This is a genomic window from Noviherbaspirillum sp. FW303-A3, from assembly GCF_058788695.1.
In genome coordinates this window covers 3,116,099-3,130,464 of sequence record NZ_JBYTAZ010000001.1, presented here as the reverse complement: position 1 = coordinate 3,130,464, position 14,366 = coordinate 3,116,099, and the positions used below count along the sequence as shown (strand labels likewise).

14 protein-coding genes and 2 pseudogenes are annotated in these 14,366 nt (G+C 63.8%); 8 read left to right on the top strand and 8 right to left on the bottom strand.

Features of this window, described 5'->3' with window-relative positions; translation table 11 throughout:
• The first annotated feature begins 193 nt into the window (after window positions 1-193).
• Entirely contained in the window at window positions 194-1,441 is a 1,248-nt protein-coding gene (locus AC3WOY_RS15080; RefSeq protein ID WP_492425155.1) for an MgtC/SapB family protein, read from the top strand.
• Here the strand turns inward: AC3WOY_RS15080 and AC3WOY_RS15075 are convergent, their stop codons facing one another.
• On the bottom strand, window positions 1,442-2,737 hold the full coding sequence (locus AC3WOY_RS15075; protein ID WP_492425153.1) for a hypothetical protein: 1,296 nt from the start codon (window positions 2,735-2,737) through the stop codon (window positions 1,442-1,444). It abuts the gene before it with no gap.
• A gap of 77 nt (window positions 2,738-2,814) precedes the next feature.
• On the opposite strand from AC3WOY_RS15075, the gene AC3WOY_RS15070 reads away from it, so the two are divergent.
• Genes AC3WOY_RS15070 through AC3WOY_RS15055 form a run of 4 tightly spaced genes read left to right on the top strand, consistent with a single transcriptional unit; the run spans window position 2,815 to window position 4,819 of the window.
• Window positions 2,815-3,135: an ArsR/SmtB family transcription factor gene (locus tag AC3WOY_RS15070; protein ID WP_492425151.1), complete on the top strand. Its 321-nt coding sequence runs from the start codon at window positions 2,815-2,817 to the stop codon at window positions 3,133-3,135.
• A gap of 14 nt (window positions 3,136-3,149) precedes the next feature.
• Window positions 3,150-3,587, top strand: coding sequence for an arsenic resistance N-acetyltransferase ArsN2 (gene arsN2 / locus AC3WOY_RS15065; RefSeq protein WP_492425149.1), 438 nt, complete (start codon window positions 3,150-3,152; stop codon window positions 3,585-3,587).
• A gap of 15 nt (window positions 3,588-3,602) precedes the next feature.
• Window positions 3,603-4,103 carry an arsenate reductase ArsC gene (locus AC3WOY_RS15060; protein WP_492425147.1) on the top strand — a complete coding sequence of 167 codons (501 nt, stop codon included), beginning with the start codon at window positions 3,603-3,605 and terminating at the stop codon, window positions 4,101-4,103.
• Window positions 4,100-4,819 carry an MIP/aquaporin family protein gene (locus AC3WOY_RS15055; protein WP_492425145.1) on the top strand — a complete coding sequence of 240 codons (720 nt, stop codon included), beginning with the start codon at window positions 4,100-4,102 and terminating at the stop codon, window positions 4,817-4,819. Before AC3WOY_RS15060 ends, AC3WOY_RS15055 begins: the two co-directional genes overlap by 4 nt.
• Window positions 4,820-4,872: 53 nt before the next feature.
• Here the strand turns inward: AC3WOY_RS15055 and AC3WOY_RS15050 are convergent, their stop codons facing one another.
• Window positions 4,873-5,145 carry a nickel-binding protein gene (locus AC3WOY_RS15050; protein WP_492425143.1) on the bottom strand — a complete coding sequence of 91 codons (273 nt, stop codon included), beginning with the start codon at window positions 5,143-5,145 and terminating at the stop codon, window positions 4,873-4,875.
• 79 nt (window positions 5,146-5,224) lie between these two features.
• Window positions 5,225-5,413: a hypothetical protein gene (locus AC3WOY_RS15045; RefSeq protein ID WP_492425141.1), complete on the bottom strand. Its 189-nt coding sequence runs from the start codon at window positions 5,411-5,413 to the stop codon at window positions 5,225-5,227.
• On the opposite strand from AC3WOY_RS15045, the gene AC3WOY_RS15040 reads away from it, so the two are divergent.
• The 3 genes from AC3WOY_RS15040 (at window position 5,412) to AC3WOY_RS15030 (ending at window position 7,052) form a co-directional block, all read left to right on the top strand.
• Window positions 5,412-5,825, top strand: a complete 414-nt coding sequence (locus tag AC3WOY_RS15040) for an HAD domain-containing protein (protein ID WP_492425139.1) — start codon at window positions 5,412-5,414, stop codon at window positions 5,823-5,825. The two genes, AC3WOY_RS15045 and AC3WOY_RS15040, sit on opposite strands and share 2 nt — an antisense overlap.
• 372 nt (window positions 5,826-6,197) lie before the next feature.
• Entirely contained in the window at window positions 6,198-6,389 is a 192-nt protein-coding gene (locus tag AC3WOY_RS15035) for a hypothetical protein (protein WP_492425137.1), read from the top strand.
• A gap of 123 nt (window positions 6,390-6,512) precedes the next feature.
• Window positions 6,513-7,052: a DUF2478 domain-containing protein gene (locus AC3WOY_RS15030; RefSeq protein WP_492425135.1), complete on the top strand. Its 540-nt coding sequence runs from the start codon at window positions 6,513-6,515 to the stop codon at window positions 7,050-7,052.
• A gap of 45 nt (window positions 7,053-7,097) precedes the next feature.
• Here the strand turns inward: AC3WOY_RS15030 and AC3WOY_RS15025 are convergent.
• The 5 genes and pseudogenes from AC3WOY_RS15025 to AC3WOY_RS15005 all read right to left on the bottom strand — a co-directional run.
• Window positions 7,098-7,598: pseudogene (locus AC3WOY_RS15025) on the bottom strand (GGDEF domain-containing protein); the annotation flags it as partial.
• Between the two features lie 111 nt (window positions 7,599-7,709).
• Window positions 7,710-8,801 (bottom strand): annotated as a pseudogene (locus AC3WOY_RS15020) (CHASE3 domain-containing protein); the annotation flags it as partial.
• Window positions 8,802-9,061: 260 nt separating this feature from the next.
• A complete protein-coding gene (locus tag AC3WOY_RS15015; RefSeq protein ID WP_492425133.1) occupies window positions 9,062-12,196 on the bottom strand; it encodes a sensor domain-containing protein in 3,135 nt (1,044 codons plus the stop codon).
• Between the two features lie 4 nt (window positions 12,197-12,200).
• Window positions 12,201-13,898 (bottom strand): methyl-accepting chemotaxis protein, encoded by a 1,698-nt coding sequence (locus AC3WOY_RS15010; protein WP_492425131.1) that lies wholly within the window; start codon window positions 13,896-13,898, stop codon window positions 12,201-12,203.
• Window positions 13,899-14,016: 118 nt separating this feature from the next.
• The gene (locus tag AC3WOY_RS15005; protein ID WP_492425129.1) at window positions 14,017-14,217 is read right to left on the bottom strand and encodes a hypothetical protein; all 201 of its coding nucleotides are present in this window, start codon (window positions 14,215-14,217) and stop codon (window positions 14,017-14,019) included.
• Between the last annotated feature and the right edge of the window lie 149 nt (window positions 14,218-14,366).

Sequence of the window (14,366 nt, the reverse complement as noted above, 5' to 3'; positions counted from 1 at the left end):
GCCGGTGCCGGGCGGCTGCTCCGTCCCGGTGCAGCGGCCTAGTCTATTGACGGCGATGCGCTCTTGACTTGACCCAGGTCAAAAATTTCCTATTGTGAGCAGAACTGACGACGAAGCTGGGACGCGTCGGCCTGTTCGGCAGGCGCCAGCCGATGCACCTATAATTTCTTCATTGCATCCGCCGCTTCGCTTCATGGACAACCTTCCTTCTTTGTTCGCCAGCTGCGCCGTCGCGCTCGGCGGCGGCATCCTCATCGGCATCGAGCGCGAACGTCATAAAGGATCCGGCCCCTCGCGAGGGCTGGCGGGTGTGCGCACGTTCGCGCTGGCCGGTTTCGGCGGCGTCATCGCCAGCCATGCGGGGCAACCGCTGGTGACGGTGGCGGGCGCGCTGCTCATCGTGCTGCTCGGTGCGATTGCCTATTACCGCGACCTCGGCGACGATCCGGGCATCACCACCGAGATGGCGCTGTTCGTGACTTACCTGCTCGGCATCGTCGCGGCAACGAATGCGCAACTGTCTTCGGCGGGCTTCGTCGTGGTGGCCTGCCTGCTCGCGGGAAAGACGCGCCTGCACCATTTCGCCACCAAGACGCTGACCAGCGTGGAACTGCGCGACGGCCTGCTGCTCGCGGCAGCGGCGCTGGTGATCTATCCGCTCATTCCCAACCGCACCATCCCCTTCCTTGCGAACGCCAACCCCAACCACCTGTGGCGCCTGATCGTGGTGCTGATGACGCTGCAGGCGGTGGGCTACGTGGCCCTGCGCGTGATGGGGCCGCGCTTCGGACTGGCGATTGCGGGACTGGCGTCCGGCGTGGTGTCGAGCAGTTCGACGATGGGCGCGATGGGCGCGCGCTCGAAGGCGGAGCCGCAGTACGCGGCGTCCTATGCGGCGGCGGCGCTGTGTTCCAACCTGTCGTCGATGGCCTTGCTGGTGGCGGTCGGCGTCGCGATCGATCCGGCGGCCGTCCAGGCGAGCTGGCCGGTGATCGCGGGCGTGATGGCCGGCAGCGGAGTTGCCGCGGTCATCGCCATCGCGTTGCAGCCGGCGGTGAATACGGAAAACGTGCCGTCGCAAAGCGTGTTCAGCGTGCGGCAGGCGGTGGGCTTCGCGGCATTGCTGACGGTGCTGACCGCGATCGTCTCGCTGGCGACGAAATACTTCGGAGCCGGCGCGGCCGAGGTCGGCGCGGCGATTGCGGCAACGGTGGACATGCAGGCGGCAGGCGCGGTGCTGTTCTCGCTGTTCGCCGGCGAGTCGGTGGATGCAGGCGCGCTGAATCGCGGCCTGGCCATCGCCATCACCACAAACGCAGTGAGCAAGATGGCCATCGCGTATGCGGCGGGCAACCGCGCTTACGGCCTGCGCACGAGCGCCGGGCTGGCGCTGGCAATCGTCGTGGTGTGGATCGCCGTGCTCATTCTCCACGGACAGTGATCACCAGGGATAGACCGGCGCAAAGCCGCCCCCGGGCGTGCGGAAGTTGGTGGTCTGCCCCTGGTACAGGCGCGCGGCGAAGCTTTGCACCTTGCCGTCGTACGCATAGGCGCGCACGTCGAATTTCAGCGGCGGCATTTCCGCTTCATTGCGCATGACCCGCTCTCCCGGCGCGACCAGCGACTGCGCGACATAGCCGCCGGCAAGGATGTCCTGCCACACGCGCTTGGTCAGCTTGTCGCCACGGTAGGCGGCGCGGCTGCCGAATCCGGCCGCGGGCTTGAAGAACAGCTGCCTGCGCATGTCCCATAGCCGCTGGGCATCGGCGACATCGACGATCTCGGTGCGCGGCACGGCGCTTTCCAGCACCGCGCACACATCCTCCGGCACGCCGAGCGCGGCAAGCCGTTCCGGATCGGACAACAGCACGAGGTTGCGCTTGTCCGCATATAACGCATGCGCCTGCGGATGCGGCGTGAGGACGACGGCATCGGCGAGATATGCGTCGCGGATGGCCCGGCTGGCGGGCGCGTCGAGCATGAAGTCGGTCAGGCGGTTGTAGACGAGGTCGATCGCCAGGCCATCCTTCCACAATGCGCCGCCACGGAAGACGAGTTCCGCGGGGTCGGCGATCACTGCCTGCACGCCGTGGCGCGCGAACATGCGCTGGAAGAGCAGGAATTCCGGATAGAGGTACTGGCCGGCGGGGTCTTCGTCCACGATGGCCACGGTCTGCAATGGCCGCGCGGCGCCTGATGCCATCCACTCGCTGCGGAACATGTCCATGAAGCGCGCCTCCGCCCCATCGTCCTTGCCAACCAGGGGAAAGCGTTGTTCGACCGGGGCGCAGCAGGCGCGCTGGGCGCGAGCCAGCGCGGCATTGAGCATCGCGCCGCCGGCATTGGTGTTGATCTCGATGAGCGCGATGCCCTGTTCGCCGACATGGAAGTCATAGCCGAAGAACACGCTTTTCGCGCCGCGCGGGTCGTGGCGCGCGATGGGTGCGGCCCCGGCGAGCACCGCGTCCCGGTAGGCGGGGAGCGCAACCACCGACTCCACGGCTTCGACCACGCGGCGCATGGCGGCGGCATGCGCTTCCGACACGAAGACAGGCTGGGCGGCGAACAGGTGCGGGCATCGTTCGGCGACCAGGCGGTACACCTCGGCGTCGCCCAGCTCCGACTCCAGCGCGCGGCGCAGGGCCGCCGGCTCCAGGCTGATGCAGGCGCAGCCCTTGTTCAAGTCCCCGGCGCTGACGGGCGGGGTGTCGATGACGGATTGATCGGACGGCATCATGCTTTCCTTCCAGGCGGGCATTTATTTAATATTTCCAGTATAGTAGAATTGTCGAATCAAAGGAAAAAGGTAAGCACATGGAAACCAGACAAGCCATTTCGGCGCTTGGTGCGCTGGCGCAGGAATCCCGGCTGGCGGTATTCCGCCTGCTGGTGCGCACCGGCCCTGCAGGCATGGCCGCCAGCAGGATTGCGGAGCAGGTGGGCATTCCGCCGTCGTCGCTGTCCTTCCACCTGAAAGAGCTGGCGCATGCCGGCCTGGTGACGCAGCGCCAGGAGGGGCGGTTCGTGATCTACGCCGCCAACTTTGAAGCCATGAATGCGCTGATGACCTTCCTCATGGACAGTTGCTGCAGCGGCATGCTCTGTACGCCGGTCACTGCCTGCGCTTCCGACTAATTGAAAGGACGACCATGTTTGCCATCCGACCACCCCGCGCCGACGACCTGCCCGCGCTGAAGGCGCTGCTCGACGCAAGCGGCCTGCCGTCATCCGACCTCACCGAGGCCCATCTCAAGCACTTCATCATCCTCGGCCAGGCCGGGCGCGTGGCGGGCTCCGTCGGCATCGAACCGCACGGCGAGGATGCGCTGCTGCGCTCCCTGGCCGTCGAGACCATGCTGCGCGGCGAAGGCTACGGCCAGCGCCTGCTCGAACTGATGGAAGAACGCGCGCGGGATGAGGGCGTGCAGCGCATGTACCTGCTGACCACGTCGGCCGACAACTTCTTCCACCACCAGGGCTACGAACCGGTCGCGCGCGACAGCGTGCCCGACGCCATCCGCGGCACGTCGCAGTTCGCCGGACTGTGCCCCGCCAGCGCGGCCTGCCTGCTCAAGACACTTAACTAGATACGAAGGAAAACCATGTCCGACAAGGTTTACAACGTGCTGTTCCTCTGCACCGGCAACTCGGCGCGCAGCATCATGGCCGAAGCACTGGTCACCACCATGGGCCGCGGCCGCTTCCGCGGCTTTTCGGCCGGCAGCCGTCCGGGCGGCAAGGTCAATCCCTTCGCCATCGAACAGGTGAAGGCGACCGGCTACCCGGTCGACAACCTGCGCAGCAAGAGCTGGGACGAGTTCGCCGGTCCCGATGCGCCACAGATGGATTTCATCGTCACGGTGTGCGACAACGCCGCCGGCGAAGTCTGCCCGGTGTGGCCCGGCCATCCGGTGTCCGCGCACTGGGGCTTTGAAGACCCGGCCGCCGTCGAAGGCAGCGACGAGGAAAAGCGCGCGGCCTTCAGCAAGATCTTCAGGCAGATCATGAGCCGCATGAACACCTTCGTTAACCTGCCGGTCGACATGCTGGACAAGAACGCGATCCGCAGCGAGATGCGCAAGATCGGGGAGTCGCCGGTATGACGCGCGCGCGTCGTCTGGTCGCGGAAGGCCTGGGCACCGCGATGCTGCTGGCGGTGGTGATCGGCTCGGGCATCATGGGCGAGCATCTCTCGGGCGGCAATGTCGCGCTCGCCCTGCTCGCCAATGCGATCGCCACGGGCGCCGGGCTGGTGGCGCTGATCCTGATGTTCGGCACGATCTCGGGCGCGCACTTCAATCCGGCGGTGACGCTGTCGGAAGCGTGGCAGAAGAACATGCCGGCATCGGATGTGCTGCCCTACATCGTGGTGCAAGTCATCGGCGCATTCTGCGGCGTGGCGGCGGCGCACCTGATGTTCGGCGAGCCGGTGTTCTTCGCGTCGGAGCATGTGCGCACCGGCGCGGCGCAATGGTGGAGCGAGTTCGTCGCGACCTTCGGCCTGCTGGGCGTGATCATCAGCTGCTCGCGCAGCCGGCCGACGGTCACGCCGTTCGCGGTGGCGCTGTACATCACCGCGGCGTACTGGTTCACGTCGTCGACATCGTTTGCGAATCCGGCGGTGACGCTGGCGCGGGCGGCGAGCGATACCTTCGCTGGCATCCATCCGGCGGACGTGCCGGGGTTCATCCTGGCGCAACTCTCCGGCATGGCCGCGGCGACGGGATTGTTCTGCTGGCTGTATCCGGCGGCGCCGAAGGATGCGACGGTGGCGGGTACAGTTGCGCCGAGCCAGTTTGCGCAGCCTGAATCCGACTAACGAAAGCGTGCGGAGCGTGTGATCCAACGCCGCTCCGCTTTTCCCTGTGCCACTCAATGCATAGCGGGTGCCAGGTCCATCACCTCCTCGACACGGTCGAACGGCAGCGATGCCGCCCGGTTGACGTCTTCCACCGCTTCCCGGCTGGGCGCCTCGAACAGGCAGGTGCATCGCTGGTCGGCCGGATAGAAATTACTCCGTATATAGGTGACCGCCGTTCCCTGCTGCGAAGCGGCTTCGCTCGCCTGGATCGCCGCCTGCTGTGCGGCGGCAAGCTGCTCCATCGTGATGCCCTGCAGGTTGCGTTGGACTGCGTAGGTTGTCATGGTCGTCTCCAATTTCATCAATCCCTTTTCTCCCCGGTTCTCATGCTTGTTCACGGGAGCCAACGCGGATTGATTTCACTCAACACCATGGTGAGTTGCCCACATTTGCTGTGGCCAACTCTGTGGACAACCGGGAATAAGCTTCCGTATGTCCATGATTCGCAAGGAAATTGTTGCGTTGATGAAAATCAAGGCAGGCGAACCGTCCTTGCTCCGCGCCGCGTTTTGCGGCTATCGTGAGCGCACTTTCACCACGATTTTCCTCCATGCTCATCTTCCTTGGCTTTGACGGCGTCATGCACCCGGCAGCGGGCGACCGCGTCTTGTTCGAACACCGCGAGGCCTTCGAGGCGCTCCTGCGGGAGCATGCCCATGTCGAGGTCGTCATCACCTCCTCCTGGCGCGAAGTCTTCGACCTGGACACGTTGCGCGAGGATTATTTTTCGCGCGACATTCAGCCGCGCATCATCGACGTCACGCCCCTGATTCCGGGTGCCATGCGCTGGCAGGAGATCCAGGCCTGGCTGGACGAGACGCGTTATGCCGGTCCCTACGCCGTCATCGATGACGACGCATCGGAATTTCCGCAAGGCTGGGCGCCGCTGCTGCTGTGCGAGCCGGCCGTGGGGCTGGATGCGGAGAAGCGGGATGCGCTCGCGGCGCGCCTGTTCAACTCATAGGTTTGCCCAGCGCCTTCTCGTACGGATTCCTGACCACGCGATAACACTCGCAGCAGACGAGACCGAAAAGCGGACGTACAGATGGTGTATGGCTGCCGCAACATTGCCGGACGCAAAATGTTTCCCCATGGGGGCACCCGCTCCACGCGATGCTGCTTCATTGCGGTGCGCATCCGCAGGGAAATTTCACTTCTGCGCTATCCAGTCCAGAAATTGAGCCGATTGCCGTTCAGCATTCCCGGATCCGGGAATAAAGGTGGGCATAACAGGCCCCTGAAGGCCCATCGGCGCTTGGCACGGTCATTGCTGCGTAGCAGCAAGACTGGCGGCACCGCCAGTCCGACTTTGTCAACATTCAGCCAGCTCAAGGCCATGACAACCACTACCAAGGCATTAAACAAGATCCATATCATTGCGATGGCCCGGCATGCCGGGCTGGCGTTCCAGGACGCCGACGCGATTTTCCTGAACGACCTCGCCGGCGAAAAGGAAGTGCTGGCGTTCGCACGGATGATCGAACGCGCCAGCCAGTCGCAGGCGGACGAAGGCAACGCGAAGGAATAAGACGGCGACCGCGGGTTTCGCGGATACAATCCGCCCGCCTGCGCCTGCACGTAAAATCTTCTTGCGCCACGCGGTGTGGCGAAGGCATCTTTTTCTCTCTCCGGATTCCCCCAAGGAAAGTCAATGCCAGGAAAACAGCCCGCGAACCGCCCGAGAATTGCCGCGCTCATCTATGGCGACGGCATCGATCCCGCTCCCGTCCTCGCGGAAGTTGTCGCGCAACTGCGCAAGCGGGGCGTTGCCCTGGCCGGCGTCATCCAGCACGGCGACGGCTCCTGCGCGATGACGCTGGAACTCCTGTCCTCCGGCCAGCGCATCCCCATTTCACAGAACCTTGGCAGCGGCGCCCGCGGCTGCCGGCTCGATTCGGCCGCGCTGGCCGAGACGGCATCCATGGTGCGGCAGGAGATCGATGCCTCTCCCGCATTGGCGGTCTTCAACAAGTTCGGTTCGCAGGAAGCGGCGGGGAATGGCTTGTGCGACGAAATGGCCGCTGCCGCGGTCGCAGGGCTGCCGGTCATGACGGCGGTACGGGACAGCTTGCTCGATCAGTGGTCGGACTTTACCGGCGGAGAATACGCGATGCTCGCCTGCTCCACCGAAGCCGCGCTGGCGTGGTGGGATGGGTTGGCGGAAAATCAGGCGCTGGGCGCACCAGACTAATTACTTCCGCAACGAGAATGGCGAGTGAATACATGACCGGCGTTTTCACGCCACCGTCACCATCGGCATTTCCGCGATGACCACACGGTCCCGCCCCGCGGATTTGGCCTGGTACATCGCCTTGTCGGCGCAGGCGATCAACGCGGCTTCATCGCCGCCGTGCTGGGGATAGCTCGCGACGCCGAAGGACGCCGTGACGGGGCCGATCACCTGTCCGCCGTAGGAGACGTGCAGCGAGCGGATCACGCCGCGCAGCTTCTCCGCCCGCGCGCCGGCATCCCGGACGTCGCATTCCGGCATCAGGATGACCATCTCCTCGCCGCCGAAGCGGCAGATGAGATCGCCTTCGCGCACGCTGGCCCTGACATGCCCGGCCACCGCGCGCAGGACCGTGTCGCCCGCCTCGTGCCCGTACCGGTCGTTGATCGATTTGAAGTGATCGACATCGATCATCATGATCGACAGCGGGCATGACTTCCGCCTTGCCCGCGACAGCTCGCGGAAAAGCGTTTCATCCATGTAGCGGCGATTGAACAGTCCGGTCAGCGGGTCGATGATGGATTGCTGCTTCAGCACTTCCTTCAGCTTTGCATTGGACAGGGCCAGCGCCAGCTGCTCGGCGAGCGCCGTCGCCAGTCCCACCCGGGCGGCGGCATGGGATGCATCGCTGTCCTGCACGGCCGGCGCCTCGATGGTCATGAGGCCGATGATCTCGCCTTGCGCGGACAGCGGCAGGCAGAGAAGCGACCTGCGCTGCGCCGCGTGCCTGTCGTGGTGCGGGCAATAGAGCGCCTCCTTGTCGTCCACCTGGTGCACGCGGCCCAGGCGCAGGCCCCAGCATTCGTGCGGCTCGATGGCGTCTTTCGGATTGCAGGGATCGCCCCACTGCAGGGCCTTTTCGAGCAGGTTGCGTGAGTTCCGGTAGAGGAAAAGTTCGCCGGACGTTCCCGGCAGGAGCCTTGCCGTGAAGACGGAAACGCTCTCCAGCGTCTCGGTGAGCGACATGGACGAATCCAGCGTGCGCGCCATCTGCGCCAGCAGGGACATTTCCACGTTGCGCCGGCCAAGCTCGGCCATGCCGCCTTGCAGCTCGCTGCTCAGGCTTTGCAGTTCGCCCACCGTCACGCGGTGGCGCTTGATCAGCCGGAACAGGACATGCAGGGCACCGGCCACGAGGAGGACGTTGATGAACGTCGCAACAAGTGTGGCCATGGCGGCCAGGCTGGCATAGCGCGCGGCTTCCTGCCGCAGCTTGTCCCTCAGGTCATGCTCGACGGCAGTGACCGCTGCGACTTCGACGCGGATGTCGTCCATGTACAGCTTGCCGCGGCCGGTGGAAACGGACGCTCGCGCCGCGTCGTTGCCTTCCATGCGCCGGATCTCGATGGTGCGTGCCAGGTCTTCCAGCTTCCTCCGGATGAGGTCTTCGAAGCGGTCGATATCCTCGGCGCCGTAACCCGGAAGCGAGGCGCGGCGCACCGTCTCCTGCCCATCCAGTCGCGCGATCGCCTTGTAGTAGGGTTCGAGGAACGATTCCTGCCCGGTGATGATGAAACCGCGCTGGCCGGTTTCCGCATCCTTGATAAGCGAAAAGGCTTCGGAGATGACAATGATGCGCGCCTCGGACTGGAGCAGGGCTTGCTGCAGCTGCGCGGCTTTTTCGGCAGTCTTGAACGGAACGATAGCGGTAGCGCCTATGACCAGGGTAGCGATCGCGATCAGCAGTTTGATTCTTCGTTCGATGATCATAGGCACTTATCGACAGAACGGTTCCCGAAAAAGGGAAGAAATGCGTTCCCTGAAACGGGAACGGCCACCGTCCTGTCCGCGAAAAACTTCGATATGGGGACGCTGCCGCTCGGTATCGTGCGGCAGCGGATGAATCTCCGTCCTTCACGCAATTTTTGCGCCAGCGAAGCGCTTCACAGCCGGCATTCACGCGGCGCACGAAAGCACTGTCTGCGATGACCGTCTGACGCATGGCCTTCGCCAGTGCAATCACGCCCTTGTCAAATCTGCCACTCCGGCGACTCGTCGCCGGGAGCATGCATCGCAAGCAGCGCGGCAAATGCAACCGCTTCGATGGGCTTGCTGAACAAATAACCCTGCATGCCGTGGCAACCATGCTGGGTGAGGAAGTGCTGCTGTTCCTTCGTTTCCACGCCTTCGGCCACGACTTGCAGGCGCAGGCTGTGGCCCAGCGCGATGACGGCACGGGTGATCGCCGTGCCGCCGTCATCGATGCCGATGTCGCGGGTGAAGGACTGGTCGATCTTCAGCGTGTCGATCGGAAAGCGCTTGAGCTGGGACAGGCTGGAATAGCCGGTGCCGAAATCGTCGATGGAGAAGCGTACGCCGAGATCGCGCAGTTCCTTCATCACGCTCACGACATGGTCCGGCCGGTTCATGATGACGCTTTCGGTGATCTCCAGTTCGAGCTGGTGCGCGGGGAGCCCGGTTTCGTGCAGCACCTGCCAGACCTGCGCGGCAAAACCGTCATGATCAAACTGCTTCGCCGACACGTTGACCGCAACGACCAGCCCTGAATTACCGGCGGCATTCCACTCCCGCGCCTGCCTGCACGCCACGCGCATGACCCACTTGCCGATCTCGATGATCTGCCCGGTCTCTTCTGCGATGGGGATGAACTTGGCGGGCGAGACGAGCCCGAGGTCGGGATGCCGCCAGCGCGCGAGCGCCTCCATGCCTTTGATGCGTCCGCTCGCAAGGTCGAGCTGTGGCTGGTAGAAGACCTGGAACTCGTTTCGCACCAGCGCCTGGCGCAGGCTGCTCTCGATGAGCAAGCGCTCGGTGGCCGACTTGTTCATCTCTTCGCGGAAGAACTGGTAGCGTCCTCCGACGGCTTCCTTGGCATGATGGAGCGCGGTGTCCGCATTCTTCAGCAGGACATCGGGCGTCTTGCCATCACCGGGGAAAATGCTGATGCCGATGCGGGCGCCCGCGCTGACCTCATGTTCTTCAAGATCGAAGGGCTGCGCCAAGGCACCGAGCAGACGTTCCGCCATGTCGGCCGCATCTTGCGCATCGTGGATGTCCTCGACAATCACCGCGAACTCGTCCCCGATATGGCGCGACAAGGTATCCGATGCGCGGATCATGGGTTGCCAGCGCGCCTTCATGCGCAGCAGCAACAAGTCGCCGATATGATGGCCGAGCGAATCGTTGACGTGCGACAGGCGGTCCAGGTCGATGAGCAGCACCGCAATGCGGCTTCTCCGCCGTTCCGCAGTATAGATCGCCTGCTGCAGGCGGTCGCGCAGCAGCGCACGGTTGGGCAGGCCGGTCAGCGCGTCGAAAAAGGACAGCTGTTCGATCCGGTCCTGCGCGACCTTGTACTGCGAGATGTCGGAGAAGATGCCGATGTAGTTGACCACCTCGCCCGACTGATCGAGGACGCGCTTGATCGACAGGTGCTCGGCGTACAGTTCGCCGGACTTGCGTCTGTTCCAGATTTCGCCGTTCCAGCTGCCGGTGCTATCGATCTCGCGCCACATGGCGGCATAGAAGGCAGCGTCCTGCCGGCCGGAACTCAGCACGGAGTGCGTCTTGCCGGTGACTTCATGCTCGTCGTAACCGGTGATCGCGCAGAACGCGGGATTGACCTTGACGATGCGCCGCTGTGCGTCCGTCACCGCGATGCCCATCGTGGTGTTGTTGAACACGGTATCGGAAAGTTGCAGCTTCTTCTCGGCGAACTTGTGCGCGGTGATGTCGGTGTAGGTGGTGACGAATCCGGCCAGCTTGCCGCCCACATGCATCGGCCTGCCGCACACGAGATGCACCTTGCCGCCCTCCCTGCGCCGCTCGAATTCGTGCGGCCGGAACTCCAGCGCCAGCGCATGGAAACGAGCCACGTGCTCTTCGGGATCGCCCGGCCCGTACTCGCCCCGCTGCGCCGGGATGCGGATGAGATCGTCGAAGTAGGCGCCGTCGGTCAGCACTTCCTGCGGGAAGTTCAGGACTTCGGCCATGACCGCGTTCCAGTGACGCAGGTGCAGAGTCTCGTCGAACACGCTGATCCCCTGCGGCATGTGCTGCAGGATGGCCTTGAGGTAGGCACTTTCCCGTTCCAGTGCCTCGCTCACGGCGCGTTCGCGGGTCACGTCGAGGTAGATGTGGACGAACCCTCCCTGCGGGGCCTGCGCAGTGCGGGTTTCGTAGATCCTGCCGTTCAGGTGCAGTTCGAGCGCGTCGCCGGCAACGGCCTCCTCGAGAATGCCGTGTGCCTGTTCATTCAGCAGCAGCGGTCTGCGGTCGGCGTCGGTGAGCGCAATTCCGCACGGAACATGGTTCAGGACAGACTGAAGGAGATCGTGTTTCTCCTGCAGTGCATCGGCCAGCTGCTTGCGTTCGGTTACGTCGAGCATGATGCCGACCAAGCCGCCGGTCGTGCCGTCGCTCTTTAGGAAGACGGCCTTGTTGAAGACGACATGCCGGCGTGACCCGTCGTGATACTTCACGGCGCCTTCGTAGATTTGCATGCCGCCGCGCTCGAAGAGCTCCTGGTCGGCTCTTGCATAGACCTGGGCCAGTTCCTCGGGAGAGATGTCAAAGACTGTTTTTCCGACCAGTTCCTCGCGAGCAATCCCGATGTATTCCTCGAAGGCCTTGTTGCATCCCTGGTAGCGTCCCTGCTCGTCCTTCCAGAAAATCGGACTCGGGATCACCGCACCGAGCTCGCGAAGGAACTGCGCCTGGTCAGCCAGCTCCTGCTGTGCGCGCTTGAGGTCGCTGATATCGATCATCACGCCGCCCAGTGCGACCGGCACGCCGTTCTCGACACTAACCGTCACGGCATCCTTCAGCCATACCGCACGTCCATCGGCCGCCACCATCCGGTATTCGAACTCGTGGTTCAGGCCAGCGTGGGTCTGGGATGTGCAGAAGGCCACGGCATGCGCGCGGTCGTCGGGATGCACATGGCTTTCCCAGAAACCCGGCTCGCGCCATGCGGCGACAGGGTAGCCCAGGATCCGCTCGGCAGCAGGACTGACGTAACTGAAGGTAAAGGTTGCGGGGTCGGCCTCCCACACGATGCCGTCGATGCGGCGCAGGAGGTCGCTAAATCCGCCCCGGTGGAGGACTTTCTCTTCTTCACCGTCCCTGTTCGTGCGCGCGTGCATGGACTTATCCCGTCCGGGTCATGCGCGTCTTCGACGACGGCAACGCCTTGCGGACGGCATTGTGCGACAAGGCCGCGCGTGCCGGATGCGGCTCGAAGGCGAGGACGGTACCGTTTGCCTGCCGTTGCACACCTGCTGCGTCGACGCGGAAAATGCTGACCGCTTCGGACAACTGGTGCGCCTGCTCCTTCAGGCTTTCCGATGCGGACGCTGCCTCTTCCACCAGCGCGGCATTCTGCTGCGTCACTTCATCCATCTGCCCGATGGCCTGGTTGACCTGGTGGATGCCCGCACTCTGCTCCTGGCTGGCGACGGCAATCTCGCCGATCAGTTGCGCCACCTGCCGGACAGAAACCACGACCTTCTCCATCGCATCGCCGGCCTGCTGCACGAGGGAACCGCCATCCTCGACCTGGGCGACGGACTGGCCGATCAGCGTCTTGATTTCCTTTGCCGCGCTGGCGGAACGTTGCGCCAGCGTGCGCACCTCGGTGGCGACAACAGCAAAGCCGCGTCCCTGCTCACCGGCGCGCGCCGCCTCCACTGCGGCATTCAGGGCAAGGATGTTGGTCTGGAAAGCGATGCCGTCGATGATGTTGACGATGTCCGCAATCTTGCCGGAGCTGCCCTTGATCGACTCCATCGTATCGATCACCTGCGACACGACCTGTCCGCCGTCGCTCGCCAGTTGCGATGCCGTGATGGCGAGCGTGTTCGCCTGCTGCGCGTTATCCGCGTTCTGGCGCACGGTGGCGGTCAGTTCTTCCATCGATGCAGCCGTCTCTTCCAGCGAGCTTGCCTGTTCCTCCGTACGCCCCGAGAGGTCAAGGTTGCCGGCGGCGATTTCGCCCGATGCGGTCACGATGGAATCGGTGCCGCTTCGCACCTGTCCGACGATGCCGGCGATGCTGTCGCGCATGCTCTTGATGGAATACAGCAGGCTCGTTTCGTCCTTCGCCTTCAATTCGACCGGCACGGTGAGGTCGCCGGCAGCGATGCGCCGCGTCACTTCAGCCGTGTATGCAGGCTCCGCGCCGAGCTGGCGCAGCAGGCTGCGGCCGATCAGCGAACAGATGACGAGCAATGCACCCGCAAGCGCCGCCGCGCCAAGCGTGAACTCGATCACGCGCGTCATAATCGCTGCCTCGACCGTATCGACATAGACGCCGGAGCCGACGACCCAGCCCCATGGCGCGAAGCCCTTGACGAAGGACACCTTGGGCACCGGCTCGGCGCTGCCCGGTTTCGGCCAGCGGTAATCGACGAAGCCGCTGCCGTCGGCGCGCACGGTCGCCGCAAACTCGACAAACAGTGCCTTGCCGTCCGGGTCCTTCTGCTCCGCCAGGTTCTTGCCTTCGAGTTCCGGCTTGATCGGATGCATCACCATCTGCGGCTGCATGTCGTTGATCCAAAAGTATTCGGATTTGTTGTAGCGCAGTTCCTTCAGTGTCTTGAGCGCCGCGGCCTTTGCTTCTTCCTCCGGCATGGCGCCCTTCCCCGCCAGACCGTGGTAATACGCGACGACGCCGTGCGCCGTTTCGACCGCCTGGCGAACGCTGTCCTTCCTTTCCTGCAACACAAGTTTGCGCTCGCTGACGAGAAACAGCACCGTGAGCGCGACGATGCCAAGAATCGCGCAGGCGGTCAGCACACGCAGCTTTTTCGAAATGGTCCAGGATTCGAGGAACGTAAGATTCAACACGGGTACACCTATTTGCAAATGAAAGCAGGCCGGGGTTTCAGGCACTGCGTATTACGGATGTCGACAACCTGGTAAAGGGAAGCCGGGCGGATGATGCAAGTCGAGGCGCCGTTGCCCCTCAGGGAATCTGGTCGGAGTGCCGGTCCCTGTATTCGGCGGAAGGATGGACGAACCAGCGCCCTTCAATGTATTCGGGCGCGGGGTGGATACGCCCCTGTTCGATCCAGCAGCGCAGGGCGTATGGCGAAGGCGCCAGATCGCCGAACTGGATCCGTGCCCACTGGGTTGCCGGTACGTGTGATGCAGGTTTGGTTGCCATGCTTTCTCCAGAATGAATTGACACCTGCTCCTGACTGACAGCGTCGTTGCAACCGGACAGGACAATGAACCCATTGCTGTTCAGCAATAACCATGCCTGCAACTTGACCCATATCAAATCTGGGCATCTCTCATAAAATATTCCTGTTC